Source organism: Paraburkholderia sp. BR13444 (genome assembly GCF_040948755.1).
Classification (GTDB): Bacteria; Pseudomonadota; Gammaproteobacteria; order Burkholderiales; family Burkholderiaceae; genus Paraburkholderia; species Paraburkholderia youngii.
On the sequence record NZ_JBFPKM010000011.1, the window covers coordinates 157044 to 180993 of the forward strand.

Annotated in this window: 21 protein-coding genes; 12 read left to right on the forward strand and 9 right to left on the reverse strand. The window is 63.9% G+C overall.

Annotated features, from left to right (window positions below; translation table 11 throughout):
- Positions 1-97 precede the first annotated feature (97 nt).
- The 3 genes from AB3X95_RS27720 (at position 98) to AB3X95_RS27730 (ending at position 4580) form a co-directional block, all read left to right on the forward strand.
- Entirely contained in the window at positions 98-1639 is a 1542-nt protein-coding gene (locus AB3X95_RS27720) for an MDR family MFS transporter (protein WP_176123137.1), read from the forward strand.
- A gap of 420 nt (positions 1640-2059) precedes the next feature.
- Positions 2060-3250: a hypothetical protein gene (locus AB3X95_RS27725; protein WP_368623064.1), complete on the forward strand. Its 1191-nt coding sequence runs from the start codon at positions 2060-2062 to the stop codon at positions 3248-3250.
- A gap of 256 nt (positions 3251-3506) precedes the next feature.
- Positions 3507-4580, forward strand: a complete 1074-nt coding sequence (locus AB3X95_RS27730; protein ID WP_176105722.1) for a TAXI family TRAP transporter solute-binding subunit — start codon at positions 3507-3509, stop codon at positions 4578-4580.
- Positions 4581-4624: 44 nt separating this feature from the next.
- On the opposite strand, the gene AB3X95_RS27735 is transcribed toward AB3X95_RS27730, so the two are convergent.
- The gene (locus AB3X95_RS27735) at positions 4625-6064 is read right to left on the reverse strand and encodes a PLP-dependent aminotransferase family protein (RefSeq protein ID WP_368623065.1); all 1440 of its coding nucleotides are present in this window, start codon (positions 6062-6064) and stop codon (positions 4625-4627) included.
- 110 nt (positions 6065-6174) lie between these two features.
- On the opposite strand from AB3X95_RS27735, the gene AB3X95_RS27740 reads away from it, so the two are divergent.
- The 3 genes from AB3X95_RS27740 (at position 6175) to AB3X95_RS27750 (ending at position 8748) form a co-directional block, all read left to right on the forward strand.
- Positions 6175-7062 (forward strand): DMT family transporter, encoded by an 888-nt coding sequence (locus AB3X95_RS27740; protein ID WP_184228190.1) that lies wholly within the window; start codon positions 6175-6177, stop codon positions 7060-7062.
- 118 nt (positions 7063-7180) lie between these two features.
- Positions 7181-8089 (forward strand): sap1 transcriptional regulator SapR, encoded by a 909-nt coding sequence (gene sapR / locus AB3X95_RS27745; protein WP_176123140.1) that lies wholly within the window; start codon positions 7181-7183, stop codon positions 8087-8089.
- Positions 8090-8166: 77 nt separating this feature from the next.
- Entirely contained in the window at positions 8167-8748 is a 582-nt protein-coding gene (locus AB3X95_RS27750; protein WP_368591651.1) for an N-acetyltransferase family protein, read from the forward strand.
- A 50-nt stretch (positions 8749-8798) separates the two neighbouring features.
- Here the strand turns inward: AB3X95_RS27750 and AB3X95_RS27755 are convergent, their stop codons facing one another.
- Positions 8799-9353 (reverse strand): putative glycolipid-binding domain-containing protein, encoded by a 555-nt coding sequence (locus tag AB3X95_RS27755; protein ID WP_176105717.1) that lies wholly within the window; start codon positions 9351-9353, stop codon positions 8799-8801.
- Positions 9354-9540: 187 nt separating this feature from the next.
- On the opposite strand from AB3X95_RS27755, the gene AB3X95_RS27760 reads away from it, so the two are divergent.
- The 3 genes from AB3X95_RS27760 (at position 9541) to AB3X95_RS27770 (ending at position 11599) form a co-directional block, all read left to right on the forward strand.
- Entirely contained in the window at positions 9541-10413 is an 873-nt protein-coding gene (locus tag AB3X95_RS27760) for an urea transporter (protein WP_368623111.1), read from the forward strand.
- Between the two features lie 171 nt (positions 10414-10584).
- A complete protein-coding gene (locus tag AB3X95_RS27765; protein WP_368623066.1) occupies positions 10585-11361 on the forward strand; it encodes a class II aldolase/adducin family protein in 777 nt (258 codons plus the stop codon).
- Positions 11279-11599 carry a 4-oxalocrotonate tautomerase gene (locus AB3X95_RS27770; protein WP_368623067.1) on the forward strand — a complete coding sequence of 107 codons (321 nt, stop codon included), beginning with the start codon at positions 11279-11281 and terminating at the stop codon, positions 11597-11599. Before AB3X95_RS27765 ends, AB3X95_RS27770 begins: the two co-directional genes overlap by 83 nt.
- 165 nt (positions 11600-11764) lie before the next feature.
- On the opposite strand, the gene AB3X95_RS27775 is transcribed toward AB3X95_RS27770, so the two are convergent.
- From AB3X95_RS27775 to garD, 7 genes are all read right to left on the reverse strand, one after another.
- Positions 11765-12976, reverse strand: a complete 1212-nt coding sequence (locus AB3X95_RS27775; protein WP_176368270.1) for a porin — start codon at positions 12974-12976, stop codon at positions 11765-11767.
- A 78-nt stretch (positions 12977-13054) separates the two neighbouring features.
- Complete coding sequence (locus tag AB3X95_RS27780; RefSeq protein ID WP_176105713.1) at positions 13055-14407, reverse strand: TRAP transporter large permease; 1353 nt, start codon at positions 14405-14407, stop codon at positions 13055-13057.
- A 13-nt stretch (positions 14408-14420) separates the two neighbouring features.
- Positions 14421-14930, reverse strand: a complete 510-nt coding sequence (locus AB3X95_RS27785) for a TRAP transporter small permease (protein WP_184228194.1) — start codon at positions 14928-14930, stop codon at positions 14421-14423.
- Between the two features lie 174 nt (positions 14931-15104).
- Entirely contained in the window at positions 15105-16097 is a 993-nt protein-coding gene (locus AB3X95_RS27790) for a TRAP transporter substrate-binding protein (RefSeq protein ID WP_368623068.1), read from the reverse strand.
- A gap of 610 nt (positions 16098-16707) precedes the next feature.
- Entirely contained in the window at positions 16708-17637 is a 930-nt protein-coding gene (locus AB3X95_RS27795; RefSeq protein WP_368623069.1) for an SMP-30/gluconolactonase/LRE family protein, read from the reverse strand.
- Positions 17637-18488, reverse strand: coding sequence for an NAD(P)-dependent oxidoreductase (locus AB3X95_RS27800; RefSeq protein ID WP_176123145.1), 852 nt, complete (start codon positions 18486-18488; stop codon positions 17637-17639). Before AB3X95_RS27800 ends, AB3X95_RS27795 begins: the two co-directional genes overlap by 1 nt.
- Before the next feature lie 100 nt (positions 18489-18588).
- Positions 18589-20178 (reverse strand): galactarate dehydratase, encoded by a 1590-nt coding sequence (gene garD, locus AB3X95_RS27805; protein ID WP_176123146.1) that lies wholly within the window; start codon positions 20176-20178, stop codon positions 18589-18591.
- A gap of 254 nt (positions 20179-20432) precedes the next feature.
- Between garD and kdgD the strand changes: the two genes are divergently transcribed.
- The 3 genes from kdgD (at position 20433) to AB3X95_RS27820 (ending at position 23866) form a co-directional block, all read left to right on the forward strand.
- Positions 20433-21350 (forward strand): 5-dehydro-4-deoxyglucarate dehydratase, encoded by a 918-nt coding sequence (kdgD, locus tag AB3X95_RS27810; protein WP_176105707.1) that lies wholly within the window; start codon positions 20433-20435, stop codon positions 21348-21350.
- Between the two features lie 189 nt (positions 21351-21539).
- On the forward strand, positions 21540-22898 hold the full coding sequence (locus AB3X95_RS27815; RefSeq protein ID WP_368623070.1) for an MFS transporter: 1359 nt from the start codon (positions 21540-21542) through the stop codon (positions 22896-22898).
- Positions 22899-23122: 224 nt separating this feature from the next.
- Positions 23123-23866 carry a FadR/GntR family transcriptional regulator gene (locus tag AB3X95_RS27820; protein WP_368623071.1) on the forward strand — a complete coding sequence of 248 codons (744 nt, stop codon included), beginning with the start codon at positions 23123-23125 and terminating at the stop codon, positions 23864-23866.
- The last annotated feature ends 84 nt before the right edge of the window (positions 23867-23950 follow it).

The following is a 23950-nucleotide window of genomic DNA, read 5'->3' on the forward strand; positions in this document are numbered from 1 at the left end:
CATCAGACGAGATCCTTGTCATTGCATTGAATTTGACGTGAGAGGCGATGTCGCCTATATTAATCGTTCAGTTAATTAATTTCAACGCGTTGCCGCCATGGAACAACCCGCCACGACCCTGTCCGTCGACTCCGCGCCCGAGGAACCCCGCCAGGCCTCGGCCGCAGACGCAGCCGAACATCCGCCGATCCGGCTGCTGTTTCCGGCGCTGCTGCTGGTCATGCTGCTCGCCGCGCTCGACCAGACGATCGTGTCGACCGCGCTGCCCACCATCGTCGGCGATCTGGGCGGGCTCAATAACCTGTCGTGGGTCGTGACCGCCTACCTGCTCAGCTCGACGATCGTCGTGCCGCTGTACGGCAAGTTCGGCGACCTGTTCGGCCGCAAGATCGTGCTGCAGACGGCGATCGTCATCTTTCTCGTCGGCTCGGCACTGTGTGGCATCGCGCAAAACATGAGTCAGCTGATCGTGCTGCGCGCGCTGCAAGGCCTCGGCGGCGGCGGCCTGCTCGTCGTGACGATGGCGGCGATCGCGGACGTGATTCCGCCCGCTGAGCGCGGCCGCTATCAGGGCGTGTTCGGCGGCATCTTCGGTCTCGCCACCGTCATCGGTCCGTTGCTCGGCGGCTTTCTGGTTGAGCATCTGACCTGGCGTTGGATCTTCTACATCAACCTGCCGCTCGGCATCCTGTCGCTGATCGTGATCGGCGCGGTGTTCAAGCCGCACGTGCGCCACGTCAAGCACACGATCGACTACATGGGCGCCGCTTTTCTCGCCGGCGCGCTGACCTGCATCATCCTGTTCACGAGCCAGGGCGGCACGATCCTGCCGTGGACCTCGCCGCAACTGTGGTTCACGCTCGGCATGGGCCTCGTAGCGATCTGGGGCTTCATTCACGAAGAGCGCAGCGCGGTCGAGCCGATCATGCCGCTCGGACTGTTCAAGCAGCGCACGTTTCTGATCAGCAGCCTCGTGAGCTTCATCATCGGCGTATCGCTGTTCGGCTCCGTTACGTTCATTCCGCTCTATCTGCAGGTCGTGAAGGGCTCCACGCCGTCGCAAGCCGGCATGCAGATGCTGCCGATGATGGGCGGGCTGTTCATCCTGTCGATGGTGACGGGCCGTCTGATCAGCAAGATCGGCAAGTATCGGCTGTTCCCGATCATTGGCACGTTCCTCGTCTCCGTGGCGATGCTGCTGCTCGCGCGCCTGCAGATCGATACGCCGATTCATGTGATGTATCTGTACATGGGCCTGCTCGGCTGCGGCCTCGGCATGGTGATGCAGGTGCTGGTCCTCGCGGTCCAGAACACCGTCGAGTTCAAGCATATGGGGGTGGCGACGTCGGGCGTCACGCTGTTTCGCTCGATCGGCGGCTCGATCGGCGTGGCCGGTTTCGGCGCGGTGTTTTCGAACGGACTCGCCGCACGCCTCGAAAAGCTGATCCCGCCCGATACCGAACTTCCGCAGGCCTTGGGTCCCGCAGCGATTCGTCAGCTACCCGAAGCATTGCGCAACGACTATCTGCATGCGTTCGCTGGCGCGTTGCATACCGTGTATCTGTCGGCCGCATGCGTCGTGGTGCTCGCCTTCGCGCTGGCGTGGCTGCTGAAGGATCATCCGTTGCGCAGGCACTGAGCATTCTTCTGCGCCTGATCCGGATGCTGATGCAAACACTTACCGGCAAGCATCCAATAGCCGGGCGATCACGAGGCCGCACGCGCAGCGCGTCGGCCTCGTTGTTTTTTTGTCGCGGTCACTACATGGGGTGCGCCCGTGCATTTGTCGTGAAACAACAGACACATACATTCGTTTTTGAGCGTATCGGCAAAGTTTCTTCATACCTCCGAATGAGCGGTAGCGCACACAATCCAGGGGCCTACCGCGTTGACGTCCCCCGTGAAACATCACATATTGGAAACCGTGGAAACGCAGGCGCGGCCTACGTCTCCGCGACCTCCGGCGCATGTGGATCGTGATTCCGCGGACAAGGCTCCTGCCTCAACACGATCCGGAGCATGCCTTTACGGCATCGTTTTCCAAAGGTGGGTCCACGGCATGTCCACCCAGACAGCAACCGGCCAAAGTTTCCCCACGCCCTGCAAACGCTGCGGCGGCGCACTGTACCGACAAGTCGACGCCTGCCCCTACTGTGGCGCTGCGCATCCGTTCGAGCAAGACGATCCGCACATCCGCACCGGTATTCCAGGCAGCCGCGCGAGCGCCACGCACAAGCCGCTGCCCCGCTTCGACGACGAGTTCGGCACACGGGATGAGCCCGTCATCGCCTCGGCCGCGATGGCGTCCGAATCTCTGTTGCAGAGCGAGCCGATCATGCACACGGCGCTCGTGTCGACCGACACCGCTATCCCACCTTACGAAGATCCGATGTACGCGCCGCGCAACACTGCGCAGACGATCTGGCGCGTGCTATACGTGATCGGCGCGGTCATCGCGATCGGCTTGGCGTATATCGCTTATACGTTATTCAGCGACGGTGGCGAATCGGAAGATAAAGGCGTCGAGCAGATCACTCAGGATGTCCGGACAACGACGACCGGCATGATCGCGCCGCTTGCGTCCGCACCGCTGATTGCTCAAGCACAGACCGCGCACGCGCCGGCCGCGGCCAGGCCTGCGCCTCCGCCCGTGAGCGAACTGGCGGCGAAGCCCGCGCCCGTCGTACCCGCGGTTCCCGTCATTCCAGCGACACCGGCCGCGCCGCCTGTCACGCCGCCGCTCGCCGCGACGCCCGTGCGGCCCGCGACGCAATTCCACGACGCCGCACAGGCGTTGCAGGTCGCGAGGACCGCGTTCCGCGCCAACGACCTGTCCGCCGCGCAGGCCGCTCTCGCGGCCGCGCAAACGTTACAACCGGGAAACAGCGATGCGCAGGTTCTGGCCGATCAGATGCGGCCGCTCGTCCAGCGTCGCGATACCGCGCTGCAGGCCGCGCAGGTCTGCGTCGCGCAGCAGTCGTGGCCGTGCGCGCGTCAGCACGCGAACGAGGCGCTCGCGATCGACAGCAGCAACGACGCGGCGAAAGTGATCCTCGAGCGCGTGATTCGCGAGACCGGCTGGGCGCCGCTGACTCCGCCGCATGCGGCAGCGGACGCCGCACCGGGCGCGCCGCTCGCGCAGGCGCAACTGCAGGTACCGCTGCCCGCCGGCATGCTGGAGCACGGCGCGCTGGCCGCGACGGCAACGAACGCCGGCGTCGTACGAACCGCGACGCCGCGGAGCAACTAGCGCTCAAGCGCGACGCAACCCTCCGCTCAGTGTCGCGGAGACGCGAACGACTGCGCCGTCGCGCAAAAAGATTGCTTCGCATACCAGATCGAATGGCCGCCGTCTGTGCCGATTCCCACATAATCATTCGCCCTCTGAGCGGCAACAGACGGAGCGGCCCTGACAGCAGTTTGAACATGACATGGCAACCGGATCACTGGTGCTTCCACGCGCCACGCGTGAAGCGGGATCAACCTGACCGATAGGTAGAATGACCATGCTGAAGAGACTTCTCGCGGGCTGGCTGGGGCTGGTGGTACTGGTCGTATGTTCGCTGGCCGGCGCGGAACCGGCGCACTACAAGATCGTCACCGGGCCGGAGCGCGGCACCTATATCCAGATCGGCAACGACCTGTCGAAATGGGTGGCCCAGCCGGTCGGCATCGACCTGGAAGTGGTGGCGTCGAAAGGCTCGGCCGAGAACGTGCAGCGCATGCGTTTCGAGCCCGGCGTGAAGCTCGCGCTCGTGCAGTCCGACGTGTACCAGGCGTTCATCGACATGGCCAACACGGGCAATCCCGATGCCGGCACGACGATCCGGCCGTTGCGACTGATCATGCCGCTCTACGACGAGGAAATTAACGTCGTCGTGCGGGCGGATTCGCCGCTGAAAACGCTCGCCGACATCAAGGACAAGACCATCAGCGTCGGCCTGCTGGGCAGCGGCACCGCGCAGTCGGCGACGACGCTCTACCGCCTGATGTTCGGCCAGCCGATTCCCGAACAGAACGTCGTGCATCTGAGCAACGAGGACGCGCTGGCCGCGCTGATCGTGAAGAAAATCGACGTCGCGATCATCGTGGTCGGGCAACCCGCGAATCTATTCACCAGCATGAAGCCCGACCTGCTGTCACAACTGCGTCTGCTGCCCGCCGATCCCAACGCGCCGGAGACGAACCGCGCAAAGCAGACCTACTTTCCGACGACGATCCGTCAGAGCAGCTATCCAGGCTGGCTGAAGGAAGACGTACCGGGCCTCACGGTCAAAGCGTTTCTGGTCACCTACGACTATGGCTTGCGCGACACCGTCAGCAATCTGAATCATTTCGCCGACTCGTTGTGCGCGAACTTCGACAATCTGCAGGAGCACGGCCATCCGAAATGGAAACAGGTGAAGCTCGAATTGCCGACGCTCGTACGCGGATGGAAGTATTACGGTCCGGTCGAGAAGCACCTGCGCGCGTGTCTCGCGAACCGCACCGCGGCGATGAGCGCGGCGGCCGCGCAACCCGCGCCGAAACCGCACACGCCCTGCTCGGAACAGGAGCGGATGCTTCTGCTGTGCAAATAACGCCGTAGCAAGGACCTCGCGCGCCTGATTCGATTCAGTTCGTTTCAGACGCGCTCGGGCCCCGCGTCGGCCGACACCGCGCACGCATCCATCGCCCGTTGCAACGCCTCGTACACCTTCGGGCGATTGCATTGCGACACGTTGAAACGCAGAAAGCCCGCCGCCGCTTGCGACGCGCTGAACACGTTGCCCGGCGCGAGCACGACGCCCGCCGTCAACGCATGACGGGCGATGTCGGCGGCATCGAGCGCCTCGGGCAAGCGCGCCCACACGAACAGGCCCGCGCGCGGCCGTGTCCAGATATCGAGGCCCGCATAGCCGAGACGCCTGATGGTCTCTCCCATCGCATCGGCCAGCTTCGCGCGCATCGCCTCGAGATGACGCCGATAGGTACCGTCGACCAGCATCCGATGCACGACGCTCGCCGCTAGCTGGCCGTTGCCGAACGACGTCGCGAGCTTCAGATCGATCAGCGGTTCGACCCATTCGGCTCGCGCGGCGATATAGCCGCAGCGCACCGCCGCCGACAGCGTCTTCGAAAAGCTGCCGATCGACACGACTCGAGAGAGCCCGTCGAACGCGGCGAGTCGCGGCGCAGGTTCGTCTTCGAAGTCCGCGAAGATGTCGTCTTCGACGATCAGCAGATCGTGCTCCCCAGCGAGCTTCAGCAGCCTGTGCGCGACGGCCGGCGCGAGCGTCGCGCCGGTCGGGTTGTGGATCGCCGAGTTCGTCACGTAGAGCCGCGGACGCTGCTCGACCAGAACGCGCTCGAACGCCGCGAGATCCGGTCCCTGCGGCGTGTACGGCACGCTCGCAATCCGCACGCGATGCGCGCGCAGCAGCGCCTGAAAATTGAAGTAGCACGGATCGTCGATCAACACCGTGTCGCCGGGTTCGAGCAGGAAGCGGCACACGAGATCGAGCGCATGGGTGCCGCCGTCGGTCAGCAGGATCTGTTCGGGCGGCGCATCGACGCCGTGCGCGGAGAGCCGCCACGCAAGCTGCTGACGCAGCGCCGGCAAGCCGGCCGGGCTCGCGTAGTCGGCGAGCAGTGACTGCGGATCACGGGCGACCGCACGCAGCGCGCGCCGCACGCCGTCTTCCGGCAGCCACGAAGCCGGCATCCAGCCGCAGCCTGGCTTCAGCGCTTTCGAGCCGGTCTCCAGCGACTGCCGCGTGAGCCACAGCGGATCGACCTCGCGATCGAGCCGGGGGCCGAGATCGGCGAGCGCGAGCGGCGGCGCATGGCCCGACACGAAGAACCCTGAGCCGCGCCGCGCCACGATCACCCCTTCCGCGACGAGACGGTCGTAGGCTTCCACCACGGTCGATTTCGACACGCCGAGCGTGTCGGTCATCGCGCGAATCGACGGCACGCGCGCGCCCGGCATCAGCGAGCGGCTCGCGATGCGCTCGCGCAGATTGTCCATCACGAGGCCGACGCGCGTGCCCGGCACCGTCTCGTTGCTGTCGCTTCCCGCCATCTGTACTGCTCCATGTTCGGTACAGTTTGTGCGAACTGTACTGATCTGTAGCTTAACGTTTACGGCGGCGGCGCGCATCATGTGACTCTTTGAGCGCAGGGATGTACGCAATGGACAAGACCACCAACGGCTGGCTCAGCGGTTTCGCAGGCGTGCTGATTTTCAGCGGCTCGCTGCCGGCCACGCGGCTTGCCGTGCAGGGACTCGATCCGGTGTTTCTGACCGTGGCGCGCGCGACGATCGCGGGCGTTCTCGGTCTTCTATTGCTGCTGGTGTTCCGCGAGACGCGGCCGCAGCGCCGCGATCTGCTGCCGCTCGTGGTGGTCGCGCTCGGCGTCGTGGTCGGCTTTCCGTTGCTGACCGCGCTGGCGCTGCGGCATGTGAACGCTGCGCATGCGGTCGTGTTCATCGGTTTGCTGCCGCTCGCCACCGCGATCTTCGGCGTGCTGCGCGGCGGCGAGCGGCCGCAGCCGGCGTTCTGGCTGTTTTCGGCGCTCGGCAGCGCGGCGGTGGCCGCGTTCGCGTTGCGGCACGGCATCAGCGCGTCGCCGCTCGGCGACGCGCTGATGCTCGCGGCGATCATCGTGTGCGGGCTGGGCTACGCGGAAGGCGCGCGGCTGTCGCGTCACCTCGGCGGCTGGCAGGTGATTTCGTGGGCGCTCGTGCTGTCGCTGCCATTGATGCTGCCGCTCGCCTGGTGGACGCGCCCCGTGTCGTTCGACGGTGTCGGCGCCGCCGCGCTGTGGGGACTCGCGTATGTGTCGCTGTTCAGCATGCTGATCGGCTTCGTGTTCTGGTACCGCGGACTCGCGCTCGGCGGTATCGCGGCGGTCGGTCAACTGCAGTTGCTGCAGCCGTTTTTCGGGCTTCTGCTCGCCGGCGTGCTGCTGCACGAACAGGTCCCGCCGTCGATGATCATCGTCACCGTGATCGTGGTCGCATGCGTGGCGGGTGCGCGGCATTTTTCGCGCGCGGCGCCGGCGCGGCGGGCGGCCTGACGCGGCTCGACCAGCGCACGGCGAACAGTCTTTTTCAGGATCGAATTGCGCGAGTCGTGGGTCGATATGTCATCATTTCGCAGATTGGCACAACCAGCGCCTTGCGCCGCGACTGACGATGACGACCGCTTTTGCCCAAACCGTCGAAGCCCGTTTTGCCGAACTCACGCCGACATCGAAACGCGTCGCCAGCTACATGCTCGCGAACCTCGACCGGCTCGGCCTCGAGACCGCCGACCAGATCGCGCAGCAAGCCGGCACCAGCGGCATTTCGGTCGGCCGCTTTCTGCGCAGCGTCGGCTATCGCAATCTCGACGATCTGAAACGCGAGCTGCGCGGCACGCAGCAGCGGCCCTGGCTGATTACGGACCGGCTCGACGCGTTCCGCCGTGGACCGAGCGACAGCACGCAAACCCGTGAGCCGCATGAACCGGGCGTCGCTGACGGCGCTTCGCCGCGCGACGCGGCGCTCGCCCAATCGCTCGAACTCGAGATCGGCGCGATCCAGCACGTATACGAACTCGCGCGCTCGCCGGCCTTCGCGCGCGTCGCCGAGCGCATCGCGAACGCCGATGCGGTCTATATTCTCGGCATCCAGTCGACGCGCGGTATCAGCAACGCGTTTTACAGCTACCTCGAATACATCCGCCCGCGCGTGTTCTATTCGGATGGCATGTCGGGTTCCTACGTCGATTCGTTGAACTCGGAGTTCAACACTCCGTATCTGATCATCACCGACACGCGCGCCTATTCGACGATCGCGCGACGCTATTGCCAGGCGGCCTCGCAACGCGGTCTGCCGTTCGCGCTGGTCACCGATATCTACTGTCCGTGGGCGCGCGATTTCGACGGCGACCTGCTGCAGGTGAAGACCGACGTCGGTCAGTTCTGGGATTCGCTCGCGCCGCTGACGTGCCTGTTCAACCTGCTGATCTCGGCGGTCGTCGAACGGCGCGGACCGGCTATCGACGAACGCGTGGCGCGCAATCGCGAGTTGCAGAGCGAGTTCGACCAATTCGATCTTTGACCCGCTTCAAATCCGCGCCGGCCACAGGCATAGTGAAGGCTTCCACCAAACTAGAGCCTGCCACGACCGGACCACGCATGAGTTCAACCCGCCCTCCGCTCGACGCCCCGCTGATCCGCGACGCCACCGAAGCCGACCTCCCCGCGATCCAGGCGATCTATGCGCATCACGTGCTGACCGGTGTCGCGTCGTTCGAAGAAACCCCGCCGTCCGTCGACGACCTGCGCACGCGGCTCGCAAGCGTGCGCAGCCACGGACTGCCGTATATGGTCGCGGAGATCGACGGCGAGGTCGCCGGCTATTGCTATGCGACGCCGTATCGCCCGCGCGCCGCCTATCGCAACACGATCGAAGACTCGATCTACGTGAACGACGCATATCGCGGACGCGGCATCGGACGCTTGCTGCTGCAGGCGCTGATCGATCGTTGCGAGACCGGACCGTGGCGTCAGATGATCGCGGTGATCGCCGATGGCGGCAGCGGCGGCTCGCTCTCATTACATACGCAGCTCGGCTTCGAGCTGACCGGCACGTTGAAGGCGGTCGGCTACAAGCACGGCCGCTGGCTCGACACGACACTGATGCAACGCACGCTCGGCCGCGGCGCATCGACCGGGCCCGACGACGTTTCAAACGCAGCAGGCGGCACGCACGGGTAGTCCGCCGCGCGCACGGCGCGGCGTAGCAACCGCGACGCCGAAGGCTAAACCTAACGCGCGCGCGGCAAACGCGCGAACAAGGTCGGATAGTCGATCACGAGGCCATCGCTATCCACGCGCATATTGGCGGTGAACTCGCGAAAAATGCCTTCGTAGCGGTACTCGCCATTCAACTCGATGCACGTGTATGCCTGCTCGGCGCGCGTAACCTGCAAGTCCGGCGTCGAGATGTATGCGACTTCGATCGGTTGACGTTCGCCCTCGGCCAGTTGCAGCCGGCGAATCGGCAACGTATTGGTGTACGGCGTCGCGGCGATATCGATATCGATGCAGCCCTCAATCGCACTCAGCGCGAGGCCGTGCCCGTCGTGCCAATGGCCTTCGCCATCGCCATGCAATTCCAGCTCGCCGCCGCCGACGATCTTCAGGTGCGCATAGCGCGTGCGCCAACGCGCGTCGCAGCGCACCGTGTAATGCAGCCCGTACGCCTTGCCATAGCGCTGCCCGATCACGACGCTTTCCACGGCGAAGCCGTCGTCGCGCGCATCGAATACCAGATGTTCGATGCCGTCGCCCTCTTCCGAGGCCCATCGTAGTTCACGCATCGGCGTCTCCTCGCGAAACGGCGCAGTGGGCGCGCCGGCCTTTCATCGTAGCGCGAAAGTGCGCGCGCGAGTCAATCCCGACCCAGGCGCTTACGGCCGGCAAATAGCCAGTATCAACGCGCGAGATGCCTGAGTGTTGACCGCTCGACTATGCTCGCGGTTTGTCGTGACTCCGAACCCGCCGCCGATGCACGCCGCCGCGACCGAAGCCCCCTCTTCCTCGCTCAGCGCCCCGCTGCGCACGCTGCTGCGCAGCCTCGGCCAGATCGTGCTGCAATCGAACGCCGCGACCGGCGCGTGCATGCTCGGCGCGTGGCTTCTCAGCGAGCCGCGTCTCGTGTGCGCCGCGCTGCTCGGCGCGATCGCGGCCAACGTCAGCGCGATGCTCGCCGGTTCGGCCGACGCCGACTTGCGTGCTGGCCTGCCCGGCTTCAACGGCGCGCTGGCGGGCCTCGCCGCGTTCAGCTTCATCGGCGATCCGGCGCGCGCGTCGGCCGTCGCGATTCTTGCCGCGACGGCCACCGCATGGCTGCTGCGACCGTGGTCGCGCTGGTTGCGTGTGCTTGGGCTCGGTTATCTGTCGAGTCCGTGCCTGATCGTCACGTGGCTATGGTTGCCGCTGATCGCGAGCCGTTCCTTGTCGGCGGGTCCCGACGCCGCTCATCCGCTCGACGCGATGCGGTTCGTCAGCGGCGTGCTCGCGGGCGTTGCGCAGACCGGCTTCGCGTCTGGCGCGCCAGCGGGTGCGCTGGTGCTGCTCGGGATTGCCGCCGCCTCGCGCAAACACGCGCTCTATGCGCTGGGCGGCGCGACATTGGCGAGCGCGGCACACCTGTTGCTCGGCGCGGGCGTTGCTTCATTCGACGCCGGCCTGTGGGGGTTCAACGGCGCGCTGACCGCGCTCGCGCTTGCCGACTCAGGCTACCCTGCAATTCTCGGCGGCATCGCGATGTCGGTGCTGTTGCAAGCGGCCGCGCTGCATTGCGGTTGGCTTACGATGACCGCGCCGTTCGTGCTCGCAACGTGGACCATCCAGTCGCTCGGGCGCCGCAGCGCGTAACGCAAGAATGGGTCGTGCGCTGTCGCCAACGGCGCCGCATTGTGCGGTAGCATCCCAAGCCGGTTCCCGCGTCGCGCGGCCTCGCATTCAGCAACCTTCTTGCCTTGGCGATCAATCGCATGGCGCCGGAGTCAGTGCTGAAACACTCACTCCGGCCGACAGGAGACAGATATGTCATTCGCCCACTCACCCGCCGGCCGCATCGCCGAGACCGGTCCGCTGTCGGAAGCGGAACAGCAAACCCGCATCGATCTGGCCGCCGCCTATCGACTCGCCGCGCTCAACGGCTGGGACGATCTGATCTACACACACATTTCCGCGAGCGTGCCCGGCGAACCGGGTCACTTCCTGATCAATCCGTTCGGCCTCGCGTTCGATGAGGTATGCGCGTCGAATCTCGTGAAAATCGACATCGCGGGCAATATCGTCGGCGCCAGCGAACATCCGGTGAACGCCACCGGCTTCGCGCTGCACGCGGCCGTGCATGCCGCGCGCGACGACGCGTTCTGTGTGATGCATCTACATAACACCGCGGGCGTGGCCGTGTCCGCGCAGCCGGAAGGATTACTGCCGGCGTCGCAGCACGCGCTGCGCTTTTACGGCCAGCTTGCATATCACGACTACGAAGGCCTCGCGTTCACGCCGGCCGAAGGCGGGCGCCTCGTCGCGCATCTCGCCAATCACCCCGCGATGCTGCTGCGCAATCACGGCACGCTGACGCTCGGACGCACGGTTGCCGAAGCTTATGTGCTGATGGCGACGCTGCTGAAAGCCTGTGAAATCCAGATTCAGGCGCAAAGCTGCGGCGCGCCGCTGGTCGTGCCGAGCGACGCGGTCGCCGCGCGCACGGCGGAGCAGCTCTACGATGGCGGCGCGATCGAAGGCGCGCTCGAATGGCCCGCGCTGCTGCGCAAGCTCGATCGACTCAATCGCGGCTATCGCGCCTGAACGCCCGAGCCGGTCCGCTTCATTCCAGTCCCAACTCTCACGGAGCAACGTCATGCCCACGTTTCATATCGAACTCTTCGAAGGCCGTATGCTGGAACAGAAACGCCAGTTCGTCGAAGCGATCACGAAAGCCACCTGCGAGTCGCTCGGCGTCGAGCCGAACTCGGTCGACATCATCCTGACCGACGTGAAGCGCGAAAACTGGGCGACGGGTGGGCGTTTGTGGTCGGAGGCCTGATCGACCCGGAAAAGCGCTGGCGAGACCAGCGCTTCGATGCGTAAAAACGAGGCATCGAAAAAAAAAGCTGCGCACGTGAGGTGCGCAGCTTTCGAGGCTTACAACGCGAAAAAAACGCGTCGATGTGGCGGCAAAACAACGCGCCGCCACGTATTCAGTAACTGTTTAGAACTTGTGGATGATACCCACGCCGACAGCGGTCTGGCTGCGCGACGACGACGGCGAACCGTTTTGGCCGTCGCCGATGCTTGCCACTGCGTTGATAATCGACTTGCCGTTGCCCGACAGCGTCTGACCGCTAGCGCGCTGATACGCTTCGAGTGCGTACAGGCCGGTGCGCTTGGACAGCGTGTAGTACTGCGACAGGTTGAACTGGTTGTAGGTAGCCGTGCTCTGAATGCCGTTCGACGACGTTGCACGGGTGTAGCTATAGCCAGCGGCCACATCCAGCACCGAGATCGGCTTCCAGTGCAGCACTGCGCCACCCGTATTCCAGATCTGCGTGTCGTGGAACAGCGAAGCTTGGCCCGCAGTGTATTGAACGTTCGAGTATGCGAACGAAACGTCCCACTGCGAGTTGAACGCGTAACCACCCGTCACAGCAACACGCTGCTGCTTCGCGGCGGTCTGGAAGCCGTTGTTGATTGCCGAGACGGACGGCTGAGCGCCGTTGTTCGACGCCGTCGAATTCCACGCCGGGGTGCCAACGGTTGCCGCGTTGTCGATGCGCTGGATACCAGCCGCGATACCGATCGGGCCGTTCAGGTACTGTGCCGCCACGCTCCACGTTTGGCCGGCCGCGAAGCTGCCCGCGTTGCCGCCCAGTGCGTACGAACCGCTAACCGTCAGACCGCCAAAGCTCGGCGACGTATAGACCAGTTGGTTGTTCACGCGGAACGTCGTATCCAGCGAGTCGATATCACCCGGATGCGCACCGTATGCACCGGTCAGCCACGTGGTCGGGCTGTACGGCGAGAGCAACGTGTAGTACGAGGTATAACCGCGGCCTGCCGTCAGCGTACCGAACTGCGCGTTCGTCAGACCGACCCATGCCTGGCGGTTGAATCCCAGACCCGACACGGCTTGCGCGCCAGTTGCGCTGTTAAAGCCTTCTTCCAATTGGAAAATGGTCTTCGTGCCGCCACCCAGATCTTCCGAGCCCTTCAAACCGAAACGGCTGCCTGCCCAGATGCCGTTGATCATCTTGACTTGCGAGCTGCCGGGAACGGTCTGCGGTTTCGCTGCCGTGGTCAGCGATGCCGAGCTGTTCTGCCAACCCAGGCCCGTATCGACGATACCGTAAAGCGTCACGCTGCTTTGCGCATGTGCGCCCAGGGCGACCAACCCCAAGGCCGAAGCTAAGAGAGTCTTTTTCATTTCTACTCCGTTGTTAAAAACTTTCAGACGCGGCCCATACAAGCACCGCCGAGTGTGGGTAAAACGCTTTATTTGGAATCAGAACACCGGATGGCCGTTGATGACGCTCGGCAGCCAGGTCGAGAACCACGGTACATAGGTGACTATATTGATGGCCGAGAAGATAGCGAGGTAATACGGCCAAGCCACCTTAGTAGTTTCCCCTATAGACACATTCCCAATCGCACAACCGATGAACTGCACAGAACCAATCGGCGGATGCACGAGACCCAAGGCGCAGTTCAGCAGGATCATGATGCCGAACTGAACCGGGCCCACGCCGTTGTGCATCGCCATCGGCAGGAACAGCGGGGTAGTGATCAGGATGTGCGCCGCCATGTCGACGAACGTACCGAGGAACACCTGAATCACGTTGATGTACAACAACATCAGCCACGGCAGCGAGGTCGCGCCGTCGAGCATGCGTTCGATCGCGTCCGGGATCTCCAGATAGGCCATCTGGAAGCGCAGCATGTTCGACACGCCGATCAGCAGCAGCACCACGCCGGTCGTTTTCGCGGCCTTGCCGAGCGCATGGCCGAGCTTCTTCAGCGTCAGCGTGCGATACACGACGATGGTCAATATCAGCGAATAACCCACGGCGATCGCGGCCGCCTCTGTTGCAGTGGCGATACCGCGCGCCACGCAGAACAGAATGATCGCGATGACCATCAGACCCGGCACCGCGCCAATGAACGTACGCAGCACCGCCATCCAGCCCGGGAAACGCTGCAATTGGGTCGAACCGTCGGGACGGCGCGGATAGCCGAACTTGACGGCCTGCCAGTAAGCGGCGATCAGCACGAGGCCCATCACCCAAAGCACCGGCAACAGACCCGAGAACAGCAGATCGCCGATCGACACGCCGCTCATCTGCTTGCCGTTCAGCACGCCGCTTACGCCTTGCGCCGCGAACGCGTAGATGATCATGTTGGTCGACGTCGGCATCAGTGCGCCGGCGAGCGACGAGTGCGTGGTCACGTTGACCGCGTATGCGGCGCTATAACCTTCGCGCTTCATCAGCGGGATCACCACGCCGCCCATTGCCGACGTATCCGCGGTCGGCGAACCCGACACGCCGCCGAACAGCGTACAGGCGACCACGTTGGCCATGCCGAGGCCGCCGCGGAAATGGCCGACCGTGGCCTGCGCGAAGCGCAGGATGCGGTCGGCGATGCCGCCGTGGAGCATCAGCTCGCCGGAGAAGATGAAGAACGGCACCGCGAGGAACGAGAAACCGTTCATGCCGGAGATCATCGACTGCATCGCGGTCGCGGTCGGCAGACCTTCGAACAGATACGTCAGGACGCAGGACAGGCCCAGCGCGAATGAAACCGGAACCCCTAGAAAGAGGAAAACCAGAAAACTGACGGTAAGGAGGGCTAGTTCCATGATGGCTCTACTTTTATTCCGTGGCGGAGAGTTCGAGCGCTGGCTCTTCCCGTTTCCCGGCAAAGAGCTCGAGCAGATGCTCGATCGAGAACAACGCGATACACACGCTCGCGAAGATCGGGATGCAGTAGCGCACGCCTTCCGGCACGCCGATGATCGGAATGCGGTCGCCCATCGTGGTTTCCGCCATCTCGAAGCAACCGACGAAAACGGCCACCGCGAAAGCAATCAGGCAGAGGTGCTGAATCCCTTTCGCGATCACCTGGCCCTTCTCGGGCAATTTCTTGACGAGCGAGTCGAGTCCGATGTGACCGCCCTCGCGAACCTTCAATGCGGCGCCGAACATCGCGATCAGGATCACCAGCAACAATGCGATGGGCTCAACGTAATCGGGTGCGTCGCTAAACACGTAGCGCATCACCACGCTATAAATCACGAGCAGGCAAAGTGCGGCGAGGCCAACCGACGCCACGACCAGCAGCACGCGAAAAAGAAAATCATTTGGGCGTTTCAGGAAACTCATGATCCTGTCCTTGCTTACGTCCGACCTGTGCTTGAAATTCAGCCGTCCCGATGCGACGCGATCCGCGCGCGCGCGAAACCGCGCGGCGGAAGGTCTCGCGAGTTTCCTCGCGGACCATTCACGCCGCTGCTGCGACAAACGTTGCTATTGCTGATTGCGCCCGGGACGCGAGACTTACTTGATCGCCTGGATCTCGTCGACGATCTGCTTCATCTGCGGGGTCTTTTCGTACTTCGTCCACACAGGCTGCATCACCTTCACGAAAGCCGCACGGTCGATCTGCGAAGCCGCGACCACCGTTGCGCCGCCCTTCGTGACGGTCTTCTGCGCGTCGGCTTCACGCGCGGTCCACAGCTTCTGGTAGTACGGCACCGAGTCAGCCGCGGCCTTCTTGATGATCTGCTGCTCTTGCGGCGACAGCGTGTCCCACACCTTCTTCGAGAACACCAGCACTTCGGGGGTCATCGAATGCTGGGTTTCCGAGTAGACCTGAGCGACTTCGAAGTGCTTGGTTTCTTCGTACGACGGGATGTTGTTTTCGGCGCCGTCGACGAGGCCGGTCTTCAGGCCCGTATAGACTTCCGAGAACGGCATCGGCGTCGGCGTGCCGCCCATTGCCTTGATTTCGTCGACCATCAGGTCGGACGGCTGCACGCGAACCTTCAGGCCCTTCATGTCTGCCGGCGACTTGATCGCCTTCTTCGCGTACATCGAGCGTGCGCCGCTCTCGTAGAACGTCAGCGCGATCATGCCCTTCGCGGTGAACGCGTCGAGGATCTTCTGGCCTTCCGGACCGTACATGACCTTGCGGAAATGATCGACGTCGCGGAACAGGAACGGCAGCGACGGGATCATCGATTCCGGCACGATTTCGTTGAACGCAGCACCGTTCGCGCGCGTCATGTCGAGCGCACCGATACGAACCTGGTCGATCGTGTCGTTTTCCGAGCCGAGCGCGCTGTTGCCGAACACCTTCACGGAGTCCTTGCCGTCGGTCGCCTTGCTGATCTGCTCGCCCATGTACTTCACGGCCATGTTGGTCGGGAAGGTGTCGCCGTGCACATCGGCAACGCGGAACACGCGTGCTTCAGCCGACATCGTGCTGAACGCCAACGCCGCGGCTGCGACGATCATCGAAACATGGGAAGAGGCAAACTTCTTGTTCATCGTGACATTCCTTGAAAAATGGACCATCCCAGCGACAGCGGATGTGACATGGTTTTGACGCGTCTCCGGCTTCGCGCCCGCCGCCTTCGCACGTGCGGGCGCTGGCCGTACTGGCTGTGCAACTTCCCCGGCACAGTTGACCCAGCACTCCAATCGACAACTCGACTACTTATTTCAATCACGCCGGCCGGCTTCCGACATGCATGCAGCATCGACCAAGGCCGCACAACTGACCTGAAAACCTACCGAATTGCACTTGTCACACAAACACAGAAAGCCGTTTGTTTGGTCTTATATGTTGTACGACGACATACGAAGTCTATAAAAGGGGTTTTAACTTGTACAGACGGTATTTACCCGGATCAAGAAAAGCCCCGGCACCTATGACCGGCATCGCATGCCGCCAAGCCCCGCGCCGTCTGGCGCCGAATGAGAGCGAATTGGCATGGGTCTCCGGAATTGTTGTATTTTTGCCGAACAAGATGCGGGAACATGGTCTTCCCGTCAAATGTTGTATGACGAGTGACGAATAAAGGGCCACACGAATGACCCCGAAAATGAAAACGCCGGGAAAAAACTTCGTCCCGGCGCATGTCTCATGTAAGCAAGATTACAGTTGGCCCGCGAATTCGGGCTCAGGCAGCCCGCTCACGCCTGGCCGCAGCGCGAACACATGGCCGTCGTGCTCGCTCGCGCCGTTGGCCGGGCGGATCGACGTGACGAACAGCGTATCGAGATCGCGGCCGCCGAACGCGCACATCGCAGGCTTGATGGCCGGCACCGGAATCTGCCGGTCGAGCTTGCCCTGCGGCGTGAAACGCAGCAGCAGACCGGCGTCGTTCGCGCAAATCCAGTAGCAGCCGTCGGCATCGACCGCCGCGCCGTCCGGACGGCCCGAATAGTGATGCAGATCGGCGAACACGCGGCGGTTGCGCGGCTCGCCGGTGTCGACGTCGTAGTCGAACGCCCAGATCAGCCGGCGCAGCGGATGCGAGTCCGACAGATACATCGTCGTGCCGTCCGGCGACCAGCCGAGGCCGTTCTGCGTGATCAGCGAATCGACGACCGGCGCCGACAGCACGCCCTTCTCATCGAAGCGGTACAGCGAGCCGCCCGGGATCGCCGCCGCCATGTCCATCACCATCGTGCCGGCCCAGAAGCGCCCTTGCCTATCGCAACGGCCGTCGTTGAAACGCATGCCGCCATGCGGGAATTCAGGCGCCGCGAGCTTGCGCAGCGACGCTGTCAGCGGCTCGCCGCCCGGCGCATTCGACGCGTCGGCGAGCGCGACCGCGAACAAGCCGGTCTCGCAGCCGGCGAGCACGGTGCCAGCGTGATCGAACGCGATACAGGCAACCTGCTCCGGCAGCAGCCATTCGGTGCGCTTGCCGGTTTCGAGCGAGCCGCGCACGATTTTCTTCGCCGGAATATCGACCCAGTACAACGCCTGCTCGGCCGCGCGCCAGACCGGGCTTTCACCGGTGGCCGCGGGCAACGGACCGGCCGCTTCGAAGCGTTCCACTTGCGGATTCGCGCTCATTATTTAGGCTCCCGCTTCGGCTCCATCGGACCGGCGAGCACGAACGGGCCGCCCTGGTACAGCTGGGTCGGGTCGTCGAAGCGCGTGTCGGGGGCGCTCGGCGGGAACAGGTGTTCGAACTGCGCCGAGCTGTCTTGCGGACGGTAGCCGAGGAACGCCGCGTTCGTGTTGTCGACCCACGCGGTGCGGTTGTTCGACACGCCGTAGACGATCGCGTGGCCGACGCGGTTCGTGAACAGCGAGCAGCGCACGAGCTCGATGAAGTCGCGGTAGCTCAGATACGTGACGAGCATGCGCGCGGTCTTCGGCTGCTCGAACGACGAGCCGATCCGCAGACACACGGTTTCGAGGCCGAAGCGGTCGAAGTAGTAGCGCGACAGCGATTCGCCGAAGCACTTCGACACGCCATACATGCCGTCCGGACGCAGCGGCGCGTCGGTGCCGAGCACCGACGTCACCGGATGGAAACCCACCGCGTGATTCGAGCTCGCGTAGACGATGCGCTTCACGCCGTGCTTTTGCGCCGACGAGTACACGTTGTACAGGCCGCGGATATTCGCTTCGAGGATGTCTTCGAACGGCGCTTCGACGGAAATGCCGCCGAGATGCACCACCGCGTCCACGCCTTCGAGCAGCGCGTGCACGGCCGCTGCATCGGCGAGATCGACGACGGCGGCTTCCTCGTGCCCGGCGACTTCGCCGAGCGGCGCGATATCGGATACGCGCACGATGTCGGCCCACTGCGCGAGCGCGGGACGCAGTTGCTTGCCGAGGTTGCCCGCGGCGCCAGTGAGCAGCAGACGGCGGAAGGGTTTCTTTGCCGCGGAGCGGTCAACGTTCAAATCGGTCATGTCTCTTTGCTGTTGTGATTGCGATCGGGTCTTCTGAACGGAAAAGCGAGCGCCGGTTGGACCGGCGCTCGCCTGAGATTGGATGGTGCGGGTTGCCTGATCAGGTCACCGGCGCCGGGTTGAAGAGGGTCAACGCATTGTGCAGCCCGAGCTTCTCCGCGCAGGTTTCCTTGCGGCCGCTCGCGACATCGAGCATCAGGCGGAACAGTTCCCAGCCCACCTCCTCGATGCTGGACTGGCCGGTCGCGATCGTGCCGGCGTTGATGTCCATCAGATCATGCCAGCGACGCGCGAGGTCCGAACGCGTCGCCACCTTGATGACCGGCACTTCGGCGAGGCTGTACGGCGTGCCGCGGCCGGTCGTGAACACGTGCAGCGTGATGCCCGAGGCTACCTGCAGCGTGCCGCAGATGAAGTCGCTAGCCGGCGTCGCCGCGTAGATCAGGCCCTTCTGATTGACCTTCTCACCGGGCGACAGCACGCCGGAGATCGCCGAGTTGCCCGACTTGATGATCGAGCCCATCGCCTTTTCAACGATGTTCGACAGGCCGCCCTTCTTGTTGCCGGGCGTCGTGTTCGCACTGCGGTCCGCGCCGCCGCGCTTCAGGTAATCGTCGTACCACTGCATCTCGCGGATGATCGCCGCCGCGACGTCCGCGTTGGCCGCGCGCGCGGTCAGCTGATCGACGCCGTCGCGCACTTCGGTGACTTCCGAGAACATCACGGTCGCCCCGGCGCGCACCAGCAGGTCGGTCGCGAAGCCGACGGCCGGGTTCGCGGTCAGGCCCGAGAACGCGTCGCTGCCGCCGCACTGCACGCCCACCACCAGATCCGACGCCGGACAGGTTTCGCGACGACGGTTGTTCAGGCGCTTCAGATGCCCTTCGGCCATCCTCATGATCGACGTGATCATCGACTGGAAGCCGACGTGCGATTCGTCCTGCAGCACCACGACGTCGCCGTTCTGGTCCAGCGCGACATCGCCGATGTCGGCGACGTCGTCGACCACCGCTGCCGCGGCGATCGGGATCGTACCCGGCGGCATCAGACGCTCGGGCTGCAGCTTCTCGCAGCCGAGGCTCACCATCATCACTTCGCCGCCGAAGTTCGGGTTCAGCGCGATGTTGCGCACGGTGCGGATCGGCACCATCGCGTCGGGCGCGTCGATCGCGACGCCGCAGCCGTAGGTGTGACCGAGGCTCACGACATCGTCGACATTCGGATATTTCGGCAGCAGCTCGGCCTTGATGCGCGTGACCGCGTGTTGCACGACGTCGGCGACGCACTGCACGGTGGTCGTGATCGCGAGGATGTTGCGCGTGCCCACCGAGCCGTCCGAGTTACGGTAGCCCTCGAACGTGTAGCCTTCGAGCGGCGGCATGTCCGGCGCCCTGGTCGTGGCGATCGGCAGGTCTTCGAGTCCGGGCGGGCTCGGCATGCGGATCACGTGCTCGTTGATCCAGCTGCCCTTCGGCAGCGGTTTCAGCGCATAACCGATCACGACGTTGTAGCGGATGACCTCGTCGCCTTCGGCGAGATCGGCCAGCGCGACCTTGTGGCCCTGCGGCACACGCTCGCGCAGCCTGAGCCCATCGGCAAATACCGCACCCTCGCCCAAACCGCCGTCGTTGACGACGATCGCGACATTGTCATTGGGATGAACGCGGATGTAGAGCGGAGTTTGTTCCATTGATCAATCCTTGAGGCGTGATAGGCCTGCTTCGCCAGCGATCATACGTCATCCTACAACATTAGAGTTTGCTCGGATGTTCCGTATTTACCCTATAGATCGCATTATGCCGTGAAAACCCCGTTGAGTTATGGGATTCCTTGTTGTACGATGACGTATAAGAAATCTGTTTTCCAAGTTTTCTACCAGTACGACGTCTGTCGTACTAGTTGGATCCTACTAACGACCCCATCCGACGCCTGGATATCTAGATCATGACGACACCGCAGGAACTCAAGCAGATCGTTTCGGAAGGCCTCCTGTCCTTCCCCGTCACCGACTTCGACGCTAACGGCGACTTCCGCGCCAACACTTACGCAGAGCGCCTCGAATGGCTCGCTCCGTATGGCGCTTCGGCGCTGTTCGTCGCCGGCGGCACGGGCGAATTCTTCTCGCTGACGCAAGACGACTACACGCAAGTCGTCAAGACCGCGGTCGAAGTCTGCAAGGGCAAGGTACCGATCCTCGCCGGCGCAGGCGGCCCGACCCGCGTGGCGATCGCCTACGCGAAGGAAGCGCAGCGCCTCGGCGCGCACGGCATCCTGCTGATGCCGCACTACCTGACCGAAGCAAGCCAGGACGGTATCGCCGCGCACGCCGAAGAGGTCTGCAAGGCCGTTCCGGGCATGGGCGTGATCATTTACAACCGCGCGAACTCGAAGCTCAACGCCGACATGCTCGAGCGTCTGGCCGACCGTTGCCCGAACCTGATCGGCTTCAAGGACGGCGTGGGCGAGATCGAAAACATGGTGACGATCCGCCGCCGCCTCGGCGAGCGCTTCTCGTACCTCGGCGGCCTGCCGACTGCGGAAGTCTACGCTGCCGCGTACAAGGCGCTGGGCGTGCCGGTGTACTCGTCGGCGGTGTTCAACTTCATCCCGAAGACCGCGATGGAGTTCTACCGCGCGATCGCCGCTGACGACCACGCAACGACCGGCAAGCTGATCGACGAATTCTTCCTGCCGTACCTGAAGATCCGCAACCGCCGCGCAGGCTATGCGGTAAGCATCGTCAAGGCTGGCGCGAAGCTGGTCGGCCACGACGCAGGTCCGGTGCGCGCACCGCTGACCGACCTGACGCCGGAAGAACTGGAACAGCTCGACGCGCTGATCAAGAAGCTCGGACCGCAGTAACGCACCGGCGTCGGGCTTCGAGCGAAGAAGCTCGCGAGCCTCATCGACGAGGGCTGCATAGACGGCCCCGTTGCGAACGCCCGGCACGGCAACGTTGCCGGGCGTTCGTGCATTTGCGCGACAGGCAGGTGGTCTGCGGACCGCCCGGCCTGGAGACCATACCTCGCCCAACAATACAGGAGATGACCCATGGACTTGAGCCGCACGGCCAGTTCGACCGACGCCGCCTCTAGCGCGGCACGCACCAAGGTCCGCTACGGGATTCTGGCGCTGATCTTCGTGATCACCACCCTCAACTATGCCGACCGCGCGACGCTGTCCGTCACCGGTTCCGCGATGCGCACCGCGTTCAGCCTCGACGCGATCCGCATGGGCTATATCTTTTCCGCATTCAGCTGGGCCTACGTGCTGTCGCAACTGCCGGCCGGCTGGCTGCTCGACCGTTTCGGCGCTCGCCGCGTGTACGCGGCGAGCATCTTCTCGTGGTCGCTGTTCACGCTGCTGCAAAGCTCGGTCGGCCTGCTCGGCAGCGCCGGTGCGGCGATCACCGCGCTGTTCGTGCTGCGCTTCGTGATGGGCGCGGCGGAGTCGCCGGCGTTTCCGGCGAACGCAAAGGTCGTTGCGAGCTGGTTCCCGACCAACGAGCGCGGCACCGCGTCGGCGATCTTCAACTCCGCGCAATACTTCGCCGCAGTCGTGTTCACGCCGCTGATGGCGTGGCTCACGCATGCGTTCGGCTGGGAGACGGTCTACGTCGTGATGGGCGTGGTCGGGCTGCTGGTCGCGCTGACGTGGCTGAAGGTCATGAAGAATCCCGCCGATCACCCGGGCGTGTCGCGCGCCGAGCTCGAGTACATCGAGCAAGGCGGCGGCCTCGTCAGCGGTGCGCGCAAGACGCGCCCGGACGACGCCTCGAAGACCGGCGGCTGGACGCTCGTGCGTCAGTTGCTCGGTAACCGCATGCTGCTCGGCGTCTATCTCGCGCAGTACTGCATCAACGTGCTGACCTACTTCTTCCTGACGTGGTTTCCGATCTACCTCGTGCAGGCGCGCGGCATGACGATCCTGAAGGCGGGCCTCGTGGCCTCGCTGCCGGCGATCTGCGGCTTTCTCGGCGGCGTGCTCGGCGGCGTGCTGTCGGACGGGTTGATCCGCCGCGGCTGGTCGCTGACCGTCGCGCGCAAGGTGCCGATCGTCGGCGGCATGCTGCTGTCGACCTGCATCATCGGCTGCAACTACGTGTCGACCGACTGGATCGTCGTCGCGCTGATGTCGCTCGCGTTCTTCGGCAAGGGCATCGGCGCGCTCGGCTGGGCCGTCGTCGCCGATACGGCGCCGAAGGAAGCGCTCGGTCTGTCCGGCGCGATCTTCAATATGTTCGGCAACATCGCCGGCATCGTGACGCCGATCGTGATCGGTTATCTGGTCGCGCGCTCGGGCTCGTTCAATGGCGCGCTGGTGTTCGTCGGCGCGAACGCCCTGATGACGGTGATCAGCTATCTGGTGATCGTCAAGGACATCCGGCGAGTCGAGTTGCGTTCGGCGTGAGGCCGTTATAGGCTCAGTTATCGTTCCGGTTATCGTACTTCCGGCCGGCGGACGCCCGGCGCCTCGCGCGAGCCATGCGCACCGAGGCGCCAAACTTCAGGCCTCCGCCGGTATACGTGACAATCGCGCCGAATTCGCTCCGGCGCTTATATAATCAGTCGTCAGACGACGATATAATAAAAATGCAGGATTCCCCGCGATTTTTCAAACAAGGAGCGTTTTCGATGGCTACACCACTAGCATCCGCGGCACCGCCACGACGCGCTCGCAATCTTGCCGAGTTCGTCGTCAATTACGTCACCGAGCAGATCGCGGCCAACGTGCTGAAGCCGGGCGACAAACTCCCGACCGAATCGCAGCTGATGAACACGCTCAGCGTGAGCCGCACGGTGATCCGCGAGGCGATCTCCCGCCTGCAGGCAGGCAAAATCATCGAGACGCGGCACGGTATCGGCAGCTTCGTGCTTGAACCGCAACGCGAAAAGCTCGGCATCGACATGGTGCCCGCCACCACGCTGCGCGACGTGCTGTCCATTCTGGAACTGCGCATCAGCCTCGAAACCGAATGCGCCGGTCTTGCCGCGCAACGCGCGAAGACGGACGACCTCGCTCACATGCGTACCGCACTCGACGCGATCGAGGCCACGCGTCACAACGGACTCGACAGCGTGGAGGCCGACCTGCAGTTCCACATCTCGGTCGCGCGTGCAACCGGCAACCGCTATTTCGTCGACATCCTGTCGCAGATGGGCAGCGCACTGATTCCGCGCAACCGGCTCGATTCGGCGGGCATCGCGCGTGCCGATCCGGATGCGTATCTGTCGCTCGTGAACCTCGAGCATGAAAGCATCCTCGAGGCAATCAGCCGGCACGACGCCGAAGGCGCGCGGGCGGCGATGCGCATGCATCTGTCGAATAGCCGCGAGCGGCTGCGTCGCGCGAACGAAGCGAGCGACGCGAACAGCTGATTTTCACGAAGCACGCGGGCGAAAGAAAATGGCCGGGAAAATTCCCGGCCATTTTTTTTGTGATTGCAACTGCCCTTCCCTTCG